This window comes from Rhodococcus sp. NPDC059969, assembly GCF_042738325.1.
Lineage (GTDB): Bacteria > Actinomycetota > Actinomycetes > Mycobacteriales > Mycobacteriaceae > Rhodococcus_F.
The window spans coordinates 1,186,729-1,206,412 of record NZ_JBHWUF010000001.1 but is presented as its reverse complement, the minus strand read 5'-3'; the positions used below and the strand labels follow the sequence as shown (position 1 = coordinate 1,206,412).

Below are 19,684 nucleotides of genomic sequence, written 5' to 3'. Positions count from 1 at the left end.
TAAAGGGATCAACGATGACTAAAAATCAATTGCCCGTCCGCCCGTCCACCTTCGCCGAGCTCGAGAAGCTCATCGGCCAGGAGCTGGGCCCGACGGAGTGGTACGACATCACCCAGGAGCGCATCAACGCGTTCGCCGAAGCCACGAACGATCATCAGTGGATCCACGTCGACCCGGAACGCGCCGCATCGAGCGCGCTCGGCAGCACCATCGCGCACGGACTCTTCAGTCTCTCGCTCGGCCCACAGTGCTCCTACCAACTCATCCACTTCGACGGCTTCGCCCACAGCCTCAATTACGGCTACGACAAGGTGCGCTTCCCCGCTCCGGTCCCGGTGGGATCGCGGGTCCGCATGCGCGCAACCGTCGTGTCCGCGGAGCAGTTGCCCGGCGGAATCCAGGTGAAGATGAGCCAGGTGGTCGAGCGCGAAGGTTCCGACAAGCCCGTCGTCGTCGCAGAATCCGTCGCCCGCGTCGTCGAAAAGAGCTGAACCGAAAGAGCTGAACCGAGACCCGGTACGCCCCGGCCGCTCGAACATCGATGCGGCCGGGACGACCTGTCATGTCAGGATCGGTCAGGGAACTTGAGAGCGTTCGCCCACAGGTCGGTCACCGTGGCGACAATCTGATCGAACTCCGGCGAACGCCCGTCCACCTCACCCTCACGGAGAGTGAACAGACTGTAGGCGAGCCGACTCACCATGCCGGACAGAGCAATTGACGACGTCATCGGATCCAGCGTCGTGTCCGCGATGCCGCGGGACTGCAGATCGGCGATTCCGCGGGCGTTACGGCGAATGAACGCATTGGCGCGCTCGCTGCGGAACTTCCGGAACTCCGGGTCGATGTGGGCAACCTGCTCCATGAGACCCATCAATTTTGCATTGCGTTGATATGCGGCCAGATACGCCCGATTGCTCGCCTCGAGCACGGCGTAGGGATCGTCTGCGCCGGCAACTCGCCCCATGCCCGGGTGCATCATGTCGTCTCGCGCGACCTCGAGGACGGCGGCGAACACCTCTTCCTTGTTCGCGAAGTACGTGTAAAACGATCCCGTCGCACAACCGGCTTCTTTGGCGATGTCGATGAGGCGGGCGTCGAGATAGCCACTGCGCTCGAAAACCGTACGGGCAGCGGCCACTAATGCTGCGCGTGTGCGAGTTCCCCGCTCGGTAGTGGGGCGATCTCGGAGCAGCGCGGGCGGAGCCACCGGTAAGGCGGCAATTCGCGATTCGTCGTCGAGCACAGTGCGCTCCTCATCTTTCCGAGTCATCGTTCGGGGCCGGCATCATTTCCGGGACAACCCCACATTTTCGGGACAATCCCACCAGACTCGATGTTGACGCCGGATTCAAGTGTACGCTCTGGTGAGACCCAGGACACACAATCGGTCGATTCCTCCCGAAAGGCAGAACCATGGTTAGCGTTCTCGACCCGGTGACCCGTCACGCGGAAGCCACTCCGGACAATATTGCGATTCGCGGCACGGACAATCACTGGACTTACCGACAGCTCCACGACGCGTCTCTGGCGTTCGCCGGCCGCATTCGCGACGAAGGGTTGAGCGTCGGCGACCGGGTTCTGCTTGCGGCGCCGTCGGTGCCGGAATTCATCGTGGCGTACATGGGGATTCAGGCCGCGGGTTGCGTCGTGGTACCGATCAACACGATGTCGGCGCAACCCGAAGTCGAGTACGTTCTGGACGACGCGGAGATTTCCCTGGCCGTCGCCTGGCATCAGCTCGGCCCCGCAGTCCAGGACGCAGGAAGTGCGCGCGGCGTCCCGGTGTGGACGCTCACCGAAGAATCGGCGAAGGCCGACCATGCACCGGCAACCGTGGTCGACCGCGACGCAGCAGACACCACGGCCATTCTCTACACCTCCGGCACCACCGGACGCCCGAAGGGCGCTCAGCTGACAGTCGGGAATTTGTTGTCCGCCGGTGAGATCGGCGCCGAGAGCAGCCACGGAAACCCCGCGGACCGCACCGGAACCGGACTGCCACTCTTCCACATCTTCGGCCAGGGTTCGGTCATGATGGCAACCTTCACCGGCGGCGGATCACTGTCCCTGCTCGCCCGGTTCGATCCCGCCGCCATGCTCGATCTGGTGCGTCGAGACAAGCTCACCATCATGGCCGGCGTCCCCACCATGTGGAATGCCATGCTGCACGCCGCCGCGGACGTGGACAGCTCCGACTTCGAACAACTGCGGATCGCGATCTCCGGCGGCGCATCACTTCCCGGTGAAGTGGCACGCGCCTTCGAAGCACGTTTCAACTGCACGATCCTCGAGGGCTACGGCCTGACCGAGACGAGCGCGTTCGGAACTTTCAACAGTATCGACCGCATTGCAAAGATCGGTTACACCGGCCGCGCCGTTCCGCGCACCGAGGTCGAGGTCCGTGATCACGACGGAAATGTCTGCGAGGCAGGCACAGTGGGCGAGGTGTTCATCAAGGGACCGACAGTCATGAAGGGATACTGGAAGCGTCCCGACGACACTGCCGCCGTTCTGTCCGCCGACGGATGGTTCCGCACCGGAGACCTCGGTGAGACCGATACCGACGGTGACCTTCGCATCGTCGACCGCGTCAAGGACCTCATCATCCGTGGTGGATACAACGTCTATCCGGGCGAGGTCGAAGAGGTGCTCTACCAGCATCCCGACATCATCGAAGCCGCGGTGATCGGCATCCCTGACGACTACTACGGCGAGGAGGTTGCGGCAGTGGTGGCCGTGCGCCCAGGCTCCGACCTCGAAGCCGATTCCGTCACCTCTTGGGCTCGGGAACGTCTGTCCGCCTACAAGATTCCCAGGGTCGTCCAGTTCATCGACGCACTCCCCAAGGGTTCCACGGGAAAGATCCTCAAGCGATCGATCGACCGGTCCGAACTCCTCGCCCAGAAGCAGAACTGAAAAACACAGGTGAGCCCCGGCGAGATTTCGCCGGGGCTCACCTGTCCATGCGCTCAGAGAGCCCTGTCCATGCGCTCAGAGAGCGTCGAAGTACTCGATCTGCGGGGCACCAGCCAGGAAGGGTGCCATCGCCTTTCCGGCAGCCTGGAAATGCTCGGACGTTCCGTGCGCCTTGATGGCAGCGCCGTCCTGATACAGCTCCATGAACTTGTAGGAGTTCGTGTCCGTCTTCGAGCGGATCAGTTGATACAGAACCGTTCCGGGCTCATCCGTGCGCACCTTTTCGGCGAGTTCGGCGACCACGGCTTCGAACTGCTCGCCGCTTCCGTCCTTGACGGTGATATCCGCGATGACAGCAATCATTCATTCCTCCAAAAGTGTTCCAGCAGTATTCGAGTATTACCGAGCAACCTACAGTTTCACTGCGTGGGCAGTAGTCCGAACGTCGATTCCAATTGCCTGCGAGTTCTTTCCGCGTCGGTGTGGAGAATGCCCGCAATCCCCAACCGGGCCGCTCCGTCGAGGTTCTGTTGCAGATCGTCGATCATCACGGCATCTTCGGGGGCGACACCCAGGCGCTCGCACGCGATGCTGTAGATCTGACGAGAGGGCTTGCGAATCCCGACTTCCGAAGAAATCACCACTTCGTCGGCCAGGTCTTCGAGGACAAATCCCGCATAACAATCACGCCCGAAAGCGTTGGACACGAGCGCAACAGGGTGGCCCGCCTCCCGCACGTCTGCGAGCAGACGCACCATCTCCTCATCTCGAATCAGCCCGGCCTGCATCCGGTCGACCAACCCCACGCTGTCGACGACGGCGCCGTGCGCACGTAGACGTTCCCCGAATCCGGCCTCGAATGCTTCCTGGTCGATCTTTCCGGATTCATGATCGGCGAGCAGCCTCTTCGAGACGTCGTCACGAGAGAGCAGGGTCAACGGAAGTTGCGGGTCACCACCAAGCGAAGCTCCGAAGTCCGCGAAGGCCTGCAGAACACTGGAGGTGAGAACTCCACCGAAATCGACGAGCACTGCCGTACGCGTGGGTGTCATTCCTCCATCAGACACCAAACATGAACCCGGCGTCAATATCAATTTTGGTGTAGCGAGAATTGTAAAGTGTTGATCCACAACCGATTGACCGTATCGAGCAGACCGTCGAAGGTCACTCCGGCGGCGCCGTCCTCGCCGCCGCGGGATACGAAGTACCCGAACGCAAGTCGACTGATCATCCCGGAGAGTGCCCGAGACGTCAGTAGCGGATCCAGATTGGCGTCCGCCAGACCGCCTTTCTGCAGCTTCTCGATACTGCGCGCGTTGCGTCGAACAAACGCGTCAGCACGCTCGAGGCGGAGAACCCGGAACTCCGGATCGATGCTCGCGACCTGCTCGAGCAGTCCCATCAGCTTCGCGTTCCGTCGATACGCCTCGAGGTATGCGCGATTACTCGCCGCGATGACCTCAGCGGGATCCGCGCCTTTCGGAGTGTGCGGCATGCCCGGATGCATCATGTCTTCGCGCGCAAGCTCCATCACTGCCGCAAAAATCTCTTCCTTGCTTGCGAAGTAGGTGTAGAAGGTGCCGGCCGAGCACTGCGCTTCCACCGTGATATCGATCAGCCGCGAGTCCAGATAGCCGGACCGTTCGAAAACGGTGCGAGCCGCATCGATCAACGCTCGACGCGTACGCAAACCACGCTGAGTGGAGGGGAGTTCCCGTGACACTGTCGACGAAGCATCTTCGGAGCCTGTGCGCGCTGCAGCCATGCTCCAGTTATACGTCAGACGCCCGCTACCGGTGACCGGTAACGGGCGTCTGCTCAAAACCGAAAGAGTTACTTGACGTAGAGGTGCGCGCCGGGAATTGCGTTCGGATCGTCCCGAACTTCCTTCGGGTTGGTCTCTTTCAGCACCCAGGCACTGAAGAAGGTCACCAAGCCCATGAGTGCTACGAACACGGCAACCCACGTCGTGGTTCCGGTCTTCGCGATAAGTGCTGTCATGATGAACGGAGTGCCGCCGCTGACCGTGATCGCAGCCAACTGGTACGCCAACGATGCGGCCGAGTAACGCACGTTGGGCGCGAACAGCTCACCCATGTAGGCCGCGATCGGCCCGTAGGTCATCGACTGGAACACGCTGCCGACCGTGACTGCGATGAAGAACAGCGGCAGGGATTTGGTGTTGATCAACCAGAAGTACGGGAACGCCCACACCACGATCGCCGCAGCGCCGATCAAGATCATCGGACGACGCCCGATCTTGTCGGACATCTTCCCGGACCACAGCACCACTCCGACGGTCAGCAACGCACTCAGGAGCGAGATGATGAGCAGCGAGTTCCGCTTCAACCCCAGTTCGGTTGTGCCGTAGCTGAGCACGCCGGCGATGCTGATGTAGAACAGCGCATTGGTGGCAGCGAGCAGTCCGCAGCCGAGCAGGATCTTGCGCCAGTGATCCTTGAGTGCCTGGGCCAACGGAGCCTGAACGACGACGTCCTTTTGATTCTTCTTGGCGTCTTCCTGCAGCTCGAGGAATTCCGGCGTGTCCTCGACCTTCGTCTGGATGTACAGAACAACGGGGAAGAGCAGCGCGCTGGCGAAGAACGGAACCCGCCAACCCCAACTCAGGAACGCGTCGTTGGAAATGGTCGCGGTCGCGACGAGGAAGACCAGGTTGCCCAGGACAACACCGAAGGAGACGCCCATCTGACCGAAAGTGCCTGAGAAACCACGCTTCTTGGGACTCGCGGATTCGGTGAGAAGAAGGACGATTCCACCCCACTGTCCACCGCAGGCAAGTCCCTGAATGAATCGCAACGTCACAAGAAGGATCGGAGCGACGACGCCGATCGCCGACGCACTCGGAATCGCGCCGATCAAGAATGTCGCGACAGCCATCAGCAGCAAGCAGGTGACCACTGCGGGCTTGCGTCCGTACTTGTCACCGTAATGCCCAGCGACCAACCCGCCGATGGGACGAGCTACGAACCCGGCCCAGAACGTACTGAACGAGAGCAGTGTGCCCATCAGCGCGGATGAATCGGGAAAGAACACATGCGGAAAGACCAGTGCTGCAGCCGTTCCGTACAAGAAGAAGTCGTACCACTCGATGGAACTGCCGAGCAGTCCCGCACCTAGAAGTTTGCGGTGCGCTCGCTTCTTCTTTCGGTCCTGATCGGACAGGCCCCCTGCCTGCGTGCTCGAATCCACTGCCGATCTCGTCATGGGTTACTCCTCGATGGGTCGGACGCTCGTCGCGCCGGGAGTTGAGAAGTCGAATCGGAGCCAGAAGTAGAAACTGACACCAACTTCAACTCTGTGGCGTTGCGATCAGTCTGCGATACAAAAAGAGTGATGTCAATCACTGAAATACATTGCCGCATAGGGGACTTAATCCCCTATTGATTTCCGACAGCCAACACGACGAATGGCCGACTCACCTTGACGGCGGCCGGCAATTCGTTTGTCAGGTAGATCTAGTTCGGAACCCTCAGCTCGCGACGAAGAATCTTGCCGCTGACCGTTTTCGGTAGGTCATTCATGATCTCGACGATGCGCGGATACTTGTATGCTGCAAGCCTTTCCTTGCAGAATTCGACCAGATCCTCGGTGGTCGCCTCGGACCCGTCTTTGAAGGACACGAAGGCCTTCACAGTTTCGCCGCGATACGGATCCATGACACCGACGACGGCAGCTTCCCGCACGGCAGGGTGTTCGTAGAGAACATCTTCCACTTCGCGCGGCCATACTTTGAAACCCGAGGCATTGATCTGATCCTTCATCCGGTCGACGATGTAGAACCAGCCGTCGCCGTCCATGAATCCGATGTCTCCGGTGTGAAAACGCCCGCCCGGCATGGCATGTGCGGTTTCCTCCGGCTTGTTCCAGTACCCGAGTGCGACCTGTGGACCGGAGACCACGATCTCGCCGTACTCACCGATCTGTACCGGCTTGTCGTTTTCGTCCACGACCTCCGCGTACGTATTCGATACCGGCACACCGACGGCGACCGCTCCCGACGCCGTATCCACCGGCGCTTCACGAGAATTCGGTACCACGATTGCCGGGCTGTTCGTCTCGGTCAGCCCGTAACCGTTGTGAATGTAGTGACCGAACTTCGACCGGAACGCTTCCAACGCCGCGTGCGGAATCGGCGCGCCACCCGAGTACACCGACTCGAGAGTGCTCAGCGATTCCTTCGAGACTGCGGCGCTGTCCGTCCACGCGATGAACACGGTGATTGCACCGATGATTGCGGTGGCCCGATGCTCCGAAATCGATTCCGCTGCAACGATGGGATGGAATCGGCAGGTCAGAATCGTGGGCGCGCCGGCCAGGAGTGGAGCCGCGACGTGCCCGATCAATCCGGTGATATGGAACAGTGGCGCCACCGCGAACATCGCGCCGCCTGGCCGCAGTCCCAACCAGTCCCGATAGATCTGTGCCGCGAACACGACATTCGCGTGCGTGTTCATCGAACCTTTCGGCGGGCCGGTTGTTCCCGACGTATAGGGAAGGTAGGCGAGGTCTTCCGGGCCGAGCTCGACCCGCCCGGGCGTCTGTCCTCGATGAGCCTCGATCAATTCCAGTAGGTCCGGAAATCCCTCGTGGCGAATCCTGGATGCCGAACTGAAGATCCGCTCGTCGTCGCGCGACTGAAAATCCAGTTCGGACGTAGTGATGACCCGTCGTACTTCGGTGCCCGCAGACGCAGTCGCAACCGTCTGGGCCGAAGACTCCAGGCAGATGACCGCTACCGCGCCGCTGTCGATGAGAACGGTGGACAGTTCACGGTCCCGGTACATCGGATTGACCGGAACGACGACGGCGCCGAGTTTCCACACCGCGACCGTGGCGATCACGAACTGCGGAACATTCTGCAGGACAAAGGAAACTCTGTCTGCGAACCCGATTCCGTCCTCAGCGAGGGCTACTGCAAGTGCGTCCGACATCTCGTCGAGTTCGGCAAAGCTGACAGACCTGTCGAAGTATCGGATGATCGGGGCGTTGCGATCGCGTTCCAGCGCTGCACGAAACATCTCGAGGGCGTTGACGCGCTTGATGTCTACGTTCGGCGGAGTGTCAGCGTCGTAGTTGGCGAGCCAGGGCTTGCTCTCGTACACGTTGGTCATAGCTCAGCTCTCGAAGTACCGACGCGGGTTGTCGACCAGCATGATGTTGATCTGATCCTCGGTGACGCCTCGTTCGAGCAGCGTGGGGATGACCTGATCGCTGATGTGGGTGAAGTTCCAGTTCGGTACCGCGGCCGCCTTTGCTTCACTGGAGAACCAGTCGATGAAGCACGAGGCATCATGCGCCAGAACCATTTTCTCGGCATAGCCACGACGAGCCAGTTCCACGACCGTGTTCACCCGCTCCTCGAACGGGAGCAGAACATCGAGACCGAAGCGGTCCATCCCGAGTAGCGAGCCGGCATCGGCGAGAGCGCACAGGTAGTCGAGGTCGGTCGAATCACCCGAATGCCCGATGACTACCTTGCTCAGATCCGCACCTTCCTCGGCCAGAACCTTCTGCGCAACGAGGCCCGATTCCGTATGCGGGTTCGTGTGAACCGTGATCGGCACCCCGGTTTCGACCTGTGCCTGACCGACCGCTCGCATCACCCGCTCGACGCCGGGAGTCAGACCAGGTTCTTCGATGGCGCACTTGAGGAACGACGCGCGGATATCGGTGCCGGCGATGCCGTCCTTGATGTCCTTCACGAACAGATCGACCATCGGCTCGCGAACGTCGAACAGCAATCCGGGTCCGGTGTAATGGAATTGGAACGGAATGTCGTTGTACGTGTAGACGCCGGTCGCGACGATGATGTTGAGGTCGACCTGCTCGTTGATCCGGGCGATACGCGGAATGTAGCGCCCGAGTCCGATGACCGTGGGATCGACGATCGTGCTGATCCCTCGTGACTTCAGCTCGGACAGCTTGGTCACTGCATCGGCTACTCGAGCCTCCTCGTCCCAAGGCTCCGGGTAGTCGGGATAGTTCTGACGCATCTCCTCACCCAGAACGAAGACATGCTCGTGCATCAACACCTTTCCCAGATCGGCTGTGTCCACCGGCCCACGAACGGTTTGTACTGAACTCATCGATCGAACCCCTGACTGTGATCGCCATCACTAACATGAGACAATGAGCTAGTGTGTCTCACGTCGCCTGGTTCGTCAATAGGCTCGATCCACCCGAAACCCACCTCTGTTCGACCGCCGAAATTGTGCAGTACCGGACAACCGGAGAGAATGTCCCGATGCCTACCGACCTCGAACGCCGACGCGCGATCGACACCGCCGCGAGCATGTACCTCGCGGAGGAACCACTCGACATGTCACTGCTCGCCGACCGTCTCGGGGTAGGCCGCGCGACGCTCTACCGCTGGGTCGGCAACCGCGACGAACTGCTCGGAACAGTGCTGGCCGAAGCGACCGAACGGACATACCGCAAAGCGATGTCACAGGCGTCGGGGCAAGGTCCGGAGTACATCCTCGACGTCTTCGGCCGCGTCATGCGCTCGGTGGAATCATCGACCGAACTGCGCGCGCTGACCAAACGTGAACCCATGGTGTTCATCAAGCTCGCGATGATGCCCGGTTCGATCGAGTCGATCTCCGCCTCCATCACCGCCGAGATACTGCAGTCCCAGGTCGACGCGGGCCAGTTGACCATCACACTTTCGCCACAAGTGCTGGGCGAAGCCCTCGTTCGTATCTGCGACGTGCACCTCTATGCACCCCTACTCGGACGAGAAAAGGCCGAAATCGAGACGGCTCTCGACCTGATCGCGCTACTCCTCGGCGTCACCCGCATCTGACGGGACCGACCGAGTGATCGCTGCTGCGACACACCCGCCGACCCGAGTCCTCAGACGTCTGATGAGTTGCTACTCTTTCGGTACCCACCCGAGAGGCAAGCCGTGTCCGACGACCACACAGGATTCACACTTCGCAGTGGTCCGCTGGTACCGCAACTCGAACAGTTGCTGCGCGGGCGAATCATGCATGGAACGTGGGCGCCGTCCGAGCGCATACCGAGCGAGGCGGCCCTCGCCGTCGAACTCGGCGTCGGACGCTCCTCGATTCGCGAGGCCATCCGTCTCCTCGCTCGCGACGGACTTCTCGAGGTTCGGCACGGCGTCGGTACCTTCGTGGCGGCCGCGTCCGAACTCGAGCACGTCGACGAATTCACCAAACTTCTTCGACGGTCCCGCATCTTGGAGGTCTTCGAAGTGCGTCGCGCACTCGAAATCGAGGCCGCCAGGCTGGCTGCGGAGCGGGTACAACCCGAGGACCTCGACGGCCTGAGGCGACGACTGACCATGCGACACAGCCATTTCGAAGGTGATGTCGAGAAGTTCGTCGACGTCGACCTCGACTTTCACACGGAAGTTGTCCGCCTCTCCGGAAATGCGGTCCTGCTCTCACTGTTCACGTCGGTGCGTCCACTCCTTCGTGAATCCCTCGTCGAGATGATGGCCCACGAGGCCGGCGTCCCCGACACCTCACATGCCCATGATCAATTGGTCGAGGCCCTTCAAGATGCCGACCCCGAAGCCGCGGTAGCGGCAACCCGAGCGAACATCGACACCGTCCTACGACGCCTACGTGTGCTCGACGCCTGAGAGAGGTTAGTTCTCGTGCAACACCCCACCGGCACAGTACTGTCGACCGAACACGTGGATCTCGTCCGCGACGGCCGATACTTGTTGAAAGACATCAACATTTCGATCGAACCCGGACAACACTGGGTCCTCCTCGGCGCGAACGGCGCGGGCAAGAGCACGCTTCTGAGCCTGCTCGGAGCAACCGCCCACCCGACTCGCGGTTCCGTTTACGTCCTCGGCCACAAGTTGGGCCGCGTCGACATGCGGGAATTGCGAATGGACATCGGGCACGTGAACCCTCGTCACACGATCGGGGTTCCGATCACGGTCCGCAACGTCGTGATCACCGGTCTCACCAACACCACCGAGGTGATGCCGCGGTGGTCACCGACTCCGGAGCAAGAAGCTCATGCCGACGCGCTGATCGATCTCCTCGGCATGCGCCCGCGTTCGGACGCACTGTGGCCCAACCTGTCCCAAGGTGAACGGGGACGAGCCCTGATCGCCCGAGCACTCATGGTCGAACCACGCCTGCTACTGCTCGACGAGCCGGCGACCGGGCTGGATCTGGCTGCACGCGAACAACTCTTGACGGCACTCGACGACCTCCGCAATCAGAACCCGTCACTTGCCAGCATCCTCGTGACGCATCACATCGAAGAGATTCCGAGCACCACGACGCACGCTCTCCTGATCAAGGACGGCGTCGTGACCGCCGGCGGGCTCACCGACAAAGTGATCACCACCCAGAACATCAGCGAGTGCTTCTCGCACCCCATCGAGATCGAGCGTCGCGGTGGTCGGTGGAATGCGCAGTCCCGGCCACGCGAAAGGGTCTGACCGGCAGAAGTTTCAGAGACGTCTGGCGCCGGGACCCTCCCGGCCCAGTTCGTCTCCAGGGTTGAGCAGGTTGCACGTCTTGAGTGACAGACACCCGCAGCCGATGCAGCCCGTCAGTTCGTCCTGCATTCGCGCGATGGCCTGCTTGCGATCCTCGAGGCGCTGATTCCACTCGGTCGAAATCTTGCGCCAGTCCTTCTTCGTCGGAGTTCGCCCCTGCGGCAACGACTCGAAGACCTCGGCAACTTCGGCCAAAGGTATCCCGAACCTGACTGCCAACTGGATCAACGACACCCGCCGGATCGAGTGACGCGGAAACTTCCTCATGTTTCCCGCCGTCCGCTCCGCAGGAACCAAACCGAGTGTTTCGTAGTAGCGCACCGCCGACACGGCGACGCCGGTTCGCGCCGAGACCTCACCGATCGAGAGAAGTTCGTCACTCTTGCGGATCATTTTGCCTCCCAATGGCTGCGCAACATTGACCTGAAGCGCACTTGAGATTCTACCTTCGACAACATGCACTCCCCTACCGATGCTCCCGCCGGAACCTGGCGACAGCTCCTGAGCGGTCGATACCTCGGCACCGCTACCGTCCTCGCAGGCGGAGTCGCACTGTATGCGACCAACGTCTACCTGACGACCAGCCTGCTTCCGACTGCCATCGACGACATCGGTGGTCAGCAGTACTACGCCTGGACCGCAACGGTCTTTCTCATCGCTTCCGTCATCTCCTCGATGCTGGTCACCAACGTCCTCGCAGCCAGGGGACCGCGCGGGGCCTACCTGATCGGCCTCGCGATCTTCGCGCTCGGCACCGTCGTATGTGCGGTCAGCCCGACCATGGAATTGCTGTTGGTCGGCCGCACAATCCAGGGGTCGGGAGGTGGCCTGCTGGCCGGTCTCGGTTACGCCGTCATCAATTCCGCGCTTCCCAAACATCTGTGGACGCGCGGGGCTGCGCTGGTTTCGGCGATGTGGGGAGTCGGCACCTTCGCCGGGCCCGCGATCGGCGGTGTCTTTGCTCAATTCGGTGCTTGGCGATGGGCTTTCGGCGTTCTGGTCGTCGCGACGATTGCAGTTGCCGCTCTCGTTCCCGGCGCCCTACCAGCGCATGAACCGGGCAGCACCGCCAGTAGCCCGGTACCGGTCCTCTCACTGGCGCTGCTGACCGCGGCAGCATTGTTGGTCAGCGTCGCCGGAATTCTGTCCAACCTCGCAGTGACCGCCGGGATGGTCCTCGCCGCTGTGCTGCTACTGATCGCTTTTGTCGCCGCAGATCGCCGCTCGGGCCAGGGCGTACTGCCACCGTCGACGTTCAAAGCGTCGTCTCTCAAATGGGTGTACCTGACCATCGTCGTCCTCGCTGTCGCGTCGACCGTCGAGACGTTCATTCCACTCTTCGGTCAACGACTTGCCGGACTGGCACCGCTCGCCGCGGGATTCCTCGGCGCCGCACTCGCTCTGGGCTGGACTCTCGGCGAAATCCCGAGCGCCTCGGCCACCACCCCTCGTATCGTGCGACGAATCGTTGTCAGCGGCCCTATCCTCGTCGCGATCGGGTTGGGCATCATGGCAGCATTTCTCACCGAGCACGCCGGCGCGGGTGCGATGGTCGCGTGGGTGATCGGACTGCTGGTCGCCGGCGTCGGAATCGGCATCGCCTGGCCTCATCTCGCAGTCGGTGCGATGACCTCGGTCGCCGATCCCGGGGAAGGTGCTCGGGCCTCGGCTGCCATCAACACCGTGCAGTTGATCGCCAACGCTTTCGGCGCAGCTCTGGCCGGAGTGCTGGTGAACATCGGCGAACCGTCGACGCTGCGTTCTGCACAATTGCTCCTCTTCACCTTCGCCGCTGTCGCGATCATCGGCATTGCCGTGGCAGTTCGCGCACTTCCGCGAACGCTCGACAAAGTCGACAGACCCGAAATCGTTCACGACGCTCGCTAAACTGTGGAAAACCCACACGGAGGAGTTGGCCAGTGACAGAACCGGATCCGGACACAGTGGAAACCGACTTCCCGAAGACGGGCGCTCCGGCACAGCGCGCGCTGATCGGAGCGGGTTACACCCACCTCGCACAACTGACGTCCGTGTCCGAGAAAGAACTCGGCGCCTTGCACGGGATGGGGCCCAAGGCCCTGAGGATTCTGCGCGAAGCACTCGCCGAACGTGGTCTGAGTTTCACCGACTGAGCTTCGCCGACTGAACTCTCACATCAGACCAGGCTCGCGCGAACCTGGTTGCCACCTTCCCGCTTCGCTTCGTACATTGCCGAATCTGCAACGCGGAACAGTTCGGCGAAGGCTTCGTCGACCGACTCGTCCAAATTCCGTGGCGCGGTGCGGACCGCCATTCCGACGCTGGCACTCGTCGGCGGATCATCGGCCGCCCCGTCCATCGCCGAGCGGATCTGTCCTTCCAGCCTGGAAATCATGCTGACCGGTACCCGCTCCACCACGACGAACTCGTCACCGCCCATACGAGCTGTCAAGGCGGACTGGGTTGTCCACAAACGGATGCGCAGTGCAGTTCGCATGATCGTGCTGTCTCCTACGTCATGGCCGTGAACGTCGTTGATCGTCTTGAAGCGGTCGAGGTCGATCACCACTACAAGCAGTGCGTCCGCTTCGGTGACCGGGGCGCCCATCAAGTCGTTCACCCGACGCGCCAGTCCGCGACGGTTGAGCAGTCCTGTCAACGGGTCGATGTCGGAGGTAGTGGCGTCCGAACCCAGGACCGCCAGAACAATTTGTGACACAACGGGAATCACGATGATCGTAGCCAGCACAACCGAGATCTTCGCCAGTCCCAACCCGACGTCGGCTGTTGGGCCGAACAGCAGGGTCCACCCGGAAAGCACCGTGACGATCGAGGCGAAGATCAGGTGACCGACTTGCAGTTTCGGGTTGTGGAAGAACGCAATGTAGCCACCGATCGACGCAAAAACGACACACGCGATGAGCCGCCCCAGCGGTTCCGAGTCGGTTGCCGATGCTGCCGCAATCGCCACGTCGGACCCCACGACAAAGGTGTACGACCACAAGGGCGTCGGCGGAAACAACCACCAAATCAGGGCCGCACCGACGCACATCGCAATGACAGCCAGATTTACTGCTCGCCAGAACGTACCTTGCGGACCGACGCCGCTGAAGCGCGCCGACAGCAATACCAAGCCCATCCAGAACGCGGTTCCGCCGACCAGTGCCCGGCAGGAAGTCAAGAACCCACGGTCCTCGAGGTAGCGACTGAAACTGTGAAACTGGTCCGGCAACCGCCACCAGCGCATGACAACTTCGACGAGACCGTTCATCACAGTTCAACCGGCGCAGGTCTGGAACTTTCGGGCACACTTCGACGTAGCGGACATGCTGATTTCCCCCCGGAGCACACTGGCATATCCGGCAGCATAGTCAGCGATGGACAAACAAACCGTTCTGCCGGATTCGGGAATGGCCGATCAGGTCAGCGCGTCGTAGGCGGCCGATACGTACTGCGCCGATCGCTCCGAACCGAGCAGACCCGGCCCCATCTTGTTCATCACGTACGAAAACGTCATGCGCTTGTCGGTGTCGATGATGATCTGCGAGCCTCCCCAACCACCCCAGAAACAAATTCGCCCCTCCGGAATGAACGGGACAGACTCGGGTGTCGGCAAGCCGAATCCGACGCCGAAGCGAACCGGCACACCGAGGACGAGGTCGACCCCGTACGACTGCTCCTCGAAGATCTTGTCGATGGTCTCCTCCGACAGCAGACGGACGTCACCGACCTTGCCACCGCACGCGATCACCGACTGGATGCGTGCGAGCGCCCTCGCATTCGAATGACCGTTGGCCGCGCCGATCTCGGCGGCGCGCCACCCGTCGGTCCACGAACCTGTAGCGTCGGCCGGCGGTGCGGTGAAGGTCTTCACCATGATGCTGTCCATCCCGAGTGCCGCGATGTCGATCGGCAACGGCGGTGGTGCAATGACATTCGAGACTCGCCCGTACTCGGACTTCGGCAAGCCCAGGCGGAAATCAGCATCGAGCGGACCGGCAATTTCCTCGTCGATGAAGCGGCCGAGGGTTCGTCCGTCGATGCGCCTGACGACCTCACCGATCAGGTGACCGTAGTTGAGGGCGTGATATCCGGATGCCGTACCCGGCTCCCACCAGGGGGCCTGGGTCGCCAACCGGGCGGTGGCGTACTCGTCGTCGCAGATGTTCTCCAAGGTGAAGGGTTGATCCCACCCCGACACACCCGAGGTGTGCGAGAGCAGTTGCCGCACCTGAATACGATCCTTGCCTGCTGCGGCGAACTCGGGCCAGTACTGCGCGACCGGGGCATCGAGATCCAGCAAGCCGCGGTCGACGAGCATGAGCGCGGCCAATGCGGTCACGGTCTTGCTGCAGGACCAGACGTTGGTGACGGTGTCGCGGCCCCAAGGAGCAGTGTGCTCGACGTCGACCCAACCGCCCCACATGTCGACGACGGATTCGCCGTCGATCGTCAGTGCTATCGCTGCCCCGACATCCTCGCCGGTATCGAGATTGCGTGCCAGTGCCTCCTTCAAACCAGAGAATCGCTGGTCACATACGCCTTCGATGTTCGCCACTGACAGCCTCCACAGGAATGATGAAACTTGACGTCAACTTCAACTATCTTGAGTATGTGTCCAATTTGCCTGTGGTGTCAATCACTTCAGGTCCGAGAGTTTGTTCAGACCAACGGAATTCCCTTGGCGATGCGCCGACGCAGATCCCAAAGATAGAAGTTGTAGGGGAACATCCGCAGAATCTTCGGACTGAACCGATTGACCAGCGCGGCGACGCGCATGGATCGGTCGAAATTACGCTGCCGACGCACTGACCACGGGAGCCGCATCTCGTCACGAAAGACCTGGGGAAGGAACCCGGTGGTGACAAATCGATTGAACGGGCCGACCACGGGATGCAACAACTTCGGCGTGAATGTCGCCGACGCGATCCCGTACAGATGCTCACGAATCGTCTCGTCGATGGCCACCTTGCCGAGGTTCTCGTTCCAGTAGACCTCGAACGCATCCCGGTCCGCCGGCCACATGTCGCGGCGCATTTGAAGAGTCGTACCGAAGGTCGCGCTGCGCTGATAGAACGCGTCCTGGGTCACCGGATCGAGATCGCCGTACAGAATTTTGTACACGTCCTCGAAGCCTCGGTACAGGCAGGCGGCCACCCACAATTGCAGTTGGGGATCGAATGCGTTGTACTCGACTGCGCTGTTCTCGTCGGAGCGAACGTGCTTGTGCGAGCCGTTGACTGCGCGTCGGTACAGCTTCTTTTCTTCGTCCGTCGCCAGGCTCGCGACCGCGAGATACGTCAGCGTCGTCCGGGTTCGCTTGACCGGGTGTCGGTCCAACCGACCCGTCTCGACCTTGCTCTCGTACACGCCGTACCCCACCGCCGGACGCGCCAACTGCATGATGACGTTCGCGCCGGCGGCCAACAACCCGAGTCCGGACATCGCCTTTTCGACTTCCGCGTCGATGTCGATCGCTTTGGCGTCAACACTTGTCGACGTTTTCCCGCGCCCGTCGATCGCATCCCTACTCACCGTCATGGCAGAACCCCTTCGAAGTCGCATCTGCGAACACACGTTCTCAGATGAGTGAAACGCTGAAATGCCGAGATGTCAAGCAACGCCGAGATTTCAATCAACACCGAGATGCCAAGATGGTCTTCATGAATGACCAACCGCGTTCGTACGGTGGCGTCGACGGCGCGCTGCGCGTAGCCCAACGACGGGAGACGCTGATCGAGGCCGGCTTGGAACTCATGGGGTCGACCGATCCCGAACTGACGGTCCGCGGAGTGTGCAAGCAGGCCGGTGTCGCGGCGAGGTACTTCTACGAGAGCTTCACCGATCGTGATGCATTGATGTCGGCCGTCTACGACACAGTCATCACGGATATCGCCGTTTCAACCCAGGCTGCGGTGGACGCCGCCGAGACCGAACGCGGCAAGGCGCTCGCCGGGATCGCGAACATCGTCCGCACTATCGCGAACGATCCCCGCCGCGGACGTCTTCTGTTCTCCAGCGCCCTGACGAGCCCTGTCCTGGCCGAGAAACGCCAAGCGTCGACGACGATATTCGTCGGTCTCCTGGCTGCCAACGCCAAGACCTTCTACCGATTGAACGACAGCGGTCATCTGACCCTGACGGCAACGTTCCTGGTCGGCGGTCTGGCGCAAACCCTCAGTGCATGGCTCGACGGGTACATCGACGTGACGGAAGAAGAACTGGTCGCCGAGTGTGCGGCGATCCTGCTCGCTCCCGCCCTACCTCCGTCTTGAGTTCCTGCTCCGTCGTGAGTTCCTGATTCAGTCCCAGATACCGATGTTGTCGAGGTGCGCCAGCAGTCGGGCAGCGCCGTCGGAGAACTGCAGACCCATCTGCGCGTCGACCTGCTCACGGTCACCTTTTTCGAACGCTTCGATCAGGCTGTCGTGACTCGATACCGCAAGCTCACCCCATCCGGGATCGGTCGCGTAGAGACGAGCAGGGGTGTACCGAATCGCGCCGAACAGGAACCACGCCAGTTTCGCTCCGCCTGCAGCGCGATTGATCAGGCGATGGAACTCGAATTCGCACTGCTCGATCGCAGCTGCATCCGAGGCGTCGACCGCCGCTCGCAAATCGGCATTGAGCTCCGTGAGTTCCACCAGTTGATCAGCGGTGATGCTGTCCATCGCCCGCAAGGCCAGCTTGACCGCGATCTGCCCCTGCAACCAGAAGATATCTTCGATGTCCTGGCGGCTGAGGGGTGAAACGAGATAGCCGCGATGCGGAACCAACTCGACCATCCCCTCGCCGCGTAATGCGACGAGGGCTTCTCGCACCGGCGTGACGCTGACCCCGAGGTCGGCTGCGGTTTCGTCCAGCCTGACGAACTCGCCCGGACGAACCGAGCCGGACATGATCAGGTTGCGAACGTGGTTGGCCACGTCCTCCGACAACTGTGGCCGTCTCCTCAGCTCAGATGTCGCTCTCCGAGTGCGTGCAGACGTTGCCACAACCGATCCTCACAGTCCGTACGTTTTGCCGATGATGTCTCGCTGAATCTCGTTGGTACCACCATAAATGGAGGACACAAGAGTCTTTCGCACATGATGCTCCATGTCGAACTCAGTCGCGTAACCGTACCCACCCATCATCTGCATCCCCTCGAGCGCGACCTTCTTGGCGGTCTCGGTCAGCTTGAGCTTGGCCATCGACGCTTCCCGCGGGAACATCTTGGTCGGGTTTGCGTCGACCATCCGGGCCACGCTGTAGACCAGCAGACGGCCACATTCGATCTCAGTGGCGAGATCCGCAATCCGGTGCCGAAGCGCCTGGAACGATCCGACCGGACGGCCGAATTGCTTACGCGTGGTGACGAATTCGAGGGTGTCGTCGAAAGCGCGCTGTGCGGTCCCGAGCATCATCGCAGCGAGGATGAGGCGTTCGATGTTGAGTCCGGCCATGAGTTGACGCCAGCCGTTGCCGACTTCCCCGACCACCGCGTCCTCGGGCAGCAACGTGTCGGTGAAGTACAGATCGTTGACCTCCTTGCCACCCATGGTGTCGATTCCACTGATCTTCAATCCGGAGATGTCAGCCGGCACGTGGAACATCGACAGGCCCTCATGCTTGCCTTCACCTCTGGACGTACGAGCCACCAGGAGGATGTTCTCGGCGAAGTGCGCGTTGGAACACCACGTCTTCTGGCCGTTGATCAGCCACCCGCCGTCGACCTTCTCGGCGCGGCAACTCAGATTGCCCACGTCGGAACCTGCTTCGGGTTCGGACATCGAGATCGACTGGGAGGCGCCGCGGACGATCCCGCCGAGCACTGCCTCCTTCTGCTCCGGACTTCCGAACTTCTCGTACGCGGCCCCGGTGATGACGGTCGGGCCGAGTCCACCGATCGGCGCCATCCCTTTGGCGGCTTCCTCCAGGAAGATGCACAGGTCAACCGTGCTTCCGGCCGATCCGCCGTACTCCTCCGGGACGGTCAGCCCGAGCCATCCCAATTCGGCCATCTTCTCGTAGAACGCCTGGTTGTGGTTATGGGCGCCATGATCGGTCAGCAGATCTCGCTGCTCACGGGTCCCACTTTCCTTCTTGCAGAACGCCGCTACCGACTTGGCGAAATCAGACTGCTCCTGCGTGAAATCCATGTACATCGAAAACTCCCGAGTGAGATGAGACTGGAGGCTTGTCGGAGCTCCGTCCGACGCATACTGTGACTACCAGCACAGTAAATCACATCACATATATGTGATGCACCGACATGTGGAGGATCTGAAG

21 protein-coding genes are annotated in these 19,684 nt (G+C 61.3%); 8 read left to right on the top strand and 13 right to left on the bottom strand.

Annotated features, from left to right (window positions below; genetic code table 11):
* Positions 1–14: 14 nt before the first annotated feature.
* Positions 15–491, top strand: coding sequence for a MaoC family dehydratase (locus ACFWAD_RS05480; RefSeq protein ID WP_378541987.1), 477 nt, complete (start codon positions 15–17; stop codon positions 489–491).
* A 74-nt stretch (positions 492–565) separates the two neighbouring features.
* On the opposite strand, the gene ACFWAD_RS05475 is transcribed toward ACFWAD_RS05480, so the two are convergent.
* Positions 566–1,273 carry a TetR/AcrR family transcriptional regulator gene (locus ACFWAD_RS05475; RefSeq protein WP_378530871.1) on the bottom strand — a complete coding sequence of 236 codons (708 nt, stop codon included), beginning with the start codon at positions 1,271–1,273 and terminating at the stop codon, positions 566–568.
* Between the two features lie 143 nt (positions 1,274–1,416).
* Here ACFWAD_RS05475 and ACFWAD_RS05470 point away from each other — a divergent pair, with 143 nt between their 5' ends.
* A complete protein-coding gene (locus ACFWAD_RS05470; protein ID WP_378541985.1) occupies positions 1,417–2,919 on the top strand; it encodes a class I adenylate-forming enzyme family protein in 1,503 nt (500 codons plus the stop codon).
* Positions 2,920–2,994: 75 nt separating this feature from the next.
* On the opposite strand, the gene ACFWAD_RS05465 is transcribed toward ACFWAD_RS05470, so the two are convergent.
* The 6 genes from ACFWAD_RS05465 to ACFWAD_RS05440 form a co-directional block, all read right to left on the bottom strand.
* Positions 2,995–3,282 carry a putative quinol monooxygenase gene (locus tag ACFWAD_RS05465; RefSeq protein WP_378541983.1) on the bottom strand — a complete coding sequence of 96 codons (288 nt, stop codon included), beginning with the start codon at positions 3,280–3,282 and terminating at the stop codon, positions 2,995–2,997.
* Between the two features lie 56 nt (positions 3,283–3,338).
* Complete coding sequence (locus ACFWAD_RS05460; RefSeq protein ID WP_378541981.1) at positions 3,339–3,971, bottom strand: HAD family hydrolase; 633 nt, start codon at positions 3,969–3,971, stop codon at positions 3,339–3,341.
* A 38-nt stretch (positions 3,972–4,009) separates the two neighbouring features.
* A complete protein-coding gene (locus ACFWAD_RS05455) occupies positions 4,010–4,684 on the bottom strand; it encodes a TetR/AcrR family transcriptional regulator (RefSeq protein WP_378541979.1) in 675 nt (224 codons plus the stop codon).
* 68 nt (positions 4,685–4,752) lie between these two features.
* Positions 4,753–6,144 carry an MFS transporter gene (locus ACFWAD_RS05450; protein WP_378530863.1) on the bottom strand — a complete coding sequence of 464 codons (1,392 nt, stop codon included), beginning with the start codon at positions 6,142–6,144 and terminating at the stop codon, positions 4,753–4,755.
* Between the two features lie 251 nt (positions 6,145–6,395).
* Positions 6,396–8,051, bottom strand: a complete 1,656-nt coding sequence (locus ACFWAD_RS05445) for an AMP-binding protein (protein ID WP_378541977.1) — start codon at positions 8,049–8,051, stop codon at positions 6,396–6,398.
* Positions 8,052–8,054: 3 nt separating this feature from the next.
* Positions 8,055–9,026, bottom strand: coding sequence for a phosphotriesterase (locus tag ACFWAD_RS05440; RefSeq protein ID WP_378541975.1), 972 nt, complete (start codon positions 9,024–9,026; stop codon positions 8,055–8,057).
* Between the two features lie 158 nt (positions 9,027–9,184).
* On the opposite strand from ACFWAD_RS05440, the gene ACFWAD_RS05435 reads away from it, so the two are divergent.
* From ACFWAD_RS05435 to ACFWAD_RS05425, 3 genes are all read left to right on the top strand, one after another.
* Positions 9,185–9,745, top strand: coding sequence for a QsdR family transcriptional regulator (locus tag ACFWAD_RS05435; RefSeq protein ID WP_378447440.1), 561 nt, complete (start codon positions 9,185–9,187; stop codon positions 9,743–9,745).
* Between the two features lie 102 nt (positions 9,746–9,847).
* On the top strand, positions 9,848–10,552 hold the full coding sequence (locus tag ACFWAD_RS05430) for a FadR/GntR family transcriptional regulator (protein ID WP_003943086.1): 705 nt from the start codon (positions 9,848–9,850) through the stop codon (positions 10,550–10,552).
* Positions 10,553–10,567: 15 nt separating this feature from the next.
* A complete protein-coding gene (locus ACFWAD_RS05425; RefSeq protein WP_378541973.1) occupies positions 10,568–11,374 on the top strand; it encodes an ABC transporter ATP-binding protein in 807 nt (268 codons plus the stop codon).
* Between the two features lie 12 nt (positions 11,375–11,386).
* On the opposite strand, the gene soxR is transcribed toward ACFWAD_RS05425, so the two are convergent.
* Positions 11,387–11,827 carry a redox-sensitive transcriptional activator SoxR gene (soxR, locus tag ACFWAD_RS05420; protein WP_378541971.1) on the bottom strand — a complete coding sequence of 147 codons (441 nt, stop codon included), beginning with the start codon at positions 11,825–11,827 and terminating at the stop codon, positions 11,387–11,389.
* 63 nt (positions 11,828–11,890) lie between these two features.
* Between soxR and ACFWAD_RS05415 the strand changes: the two genes are divergently transcribed.
* On the top strand, positions 11,891–13,321 hold the full coding sequence (locus tag ACFWAD_RS05415) for an MFS transporter (protein WP_378530853.1): 1,431 nt from the start codon (positions 11,891–11,893) through the stop codon (positions 13,319–13,321).
* A 32-nt stretch (positions 13,322–13,353) separates the two neighbouring features.
* Positions 13,354–13,566 (top strand): DNA-binding protein, encoded by a 213-nt coding sequence (locus tag ACFWAD_RS05410; protein ID WP_378541969.1) that lies wholly within the window; start codon positions 13,354–13,356, stop codon positions 13,564–13,566.
* Between the two features lie 23 nt (positions 13,567–13,589).
* Here ACFWAD_RS05410 and ACFWAD_RS05405 read toward each other — a convergent pair whose 3' ends face one another.
* From ACFWAD_RS05405 to ACFWAD_RS05395, 3 genes are all read right to left on the bottom strand, one after another.
* Positions 13,590–14,684, bottom strand: a complete 1,095-nt coding sequence (locus ACFWAD_RS05405; RefSeq protein WP_378541967.1) for a GGDEF domain-containing protein — start codon at positions 14,682–14,684, stop codon at positions 13,590–13,592.
* Between the two features lie 147 nt (positions 14,685–14,831).
* The gene (locus ACFWAD_RS05400; protein WP_378530847.1) at positions 14,832–15,971 is read right to left on the bottom strand and encodes a serine hydrolase domain-containing protein; all 1,140 of its coding nucleotides are present in this window, start codon (positions 15,969–15,971) and stop codon (positions 14,832–14,834) included.
* 104 nt (positions 15,972–16,075) lie between these two features.
* Positions 16,076–16,954 (bottom strand): oxygenase MpaB family protein, encoded by an 879-nt coding sequence (locus ACFWAD_RS05395; protein WP_378541966.1) that lies wholly within the window; start codon positions 16,952–16,954, stop codon positions 16,076–16,078.
* Between the two features lie 44 nt (positions 16,955–16,998).
* Here ACFWAD_RS05395 and ACFWAD_RS05390 point away from each other — a divergent pair, with 44 nt between their 5' ends.
* Entirely contained in the window at positions 16,999–17,688 is a 690-nt protein-coding gene (locus ACFWAD_RS05390) for a TetR/AcrR family transcriptional regulator (RefSeq protein ID WP_378530845.1), read from the top strand.
* Positions 17,689–17,715: 27 nt separating this feature from the next.
* On the opposite strand, the gene ACFWAD_RS05385 is transcribed toward ACFWAD_RS05390, so the two are convergent.
* Entirely contained in the window at positions 17,716–18,408 is a 693-nt protein-coding gene (locus tag ACFWAD_RS05385) for a GntR family transcriptional regulator (RefSeq protein ID WP_378447447.1), read from the bottom strand.
* Positions 18,409–18,417: 9 nt separating this feature from the next.
* On the bottom strand, positions 18,418–19,560 hold the full coding sequence (locus tag ACFWAD_RS05380; protein ID WP_378541965.1) for an acyl-CoA dehydrogenase family protein: 1,143 nt from the start codon (positions 19,558–19,560) through the stop codon (positions 18,418–18,420).
* Positions 19,561–19,684 lie beyond the last annotated feature (124 nt).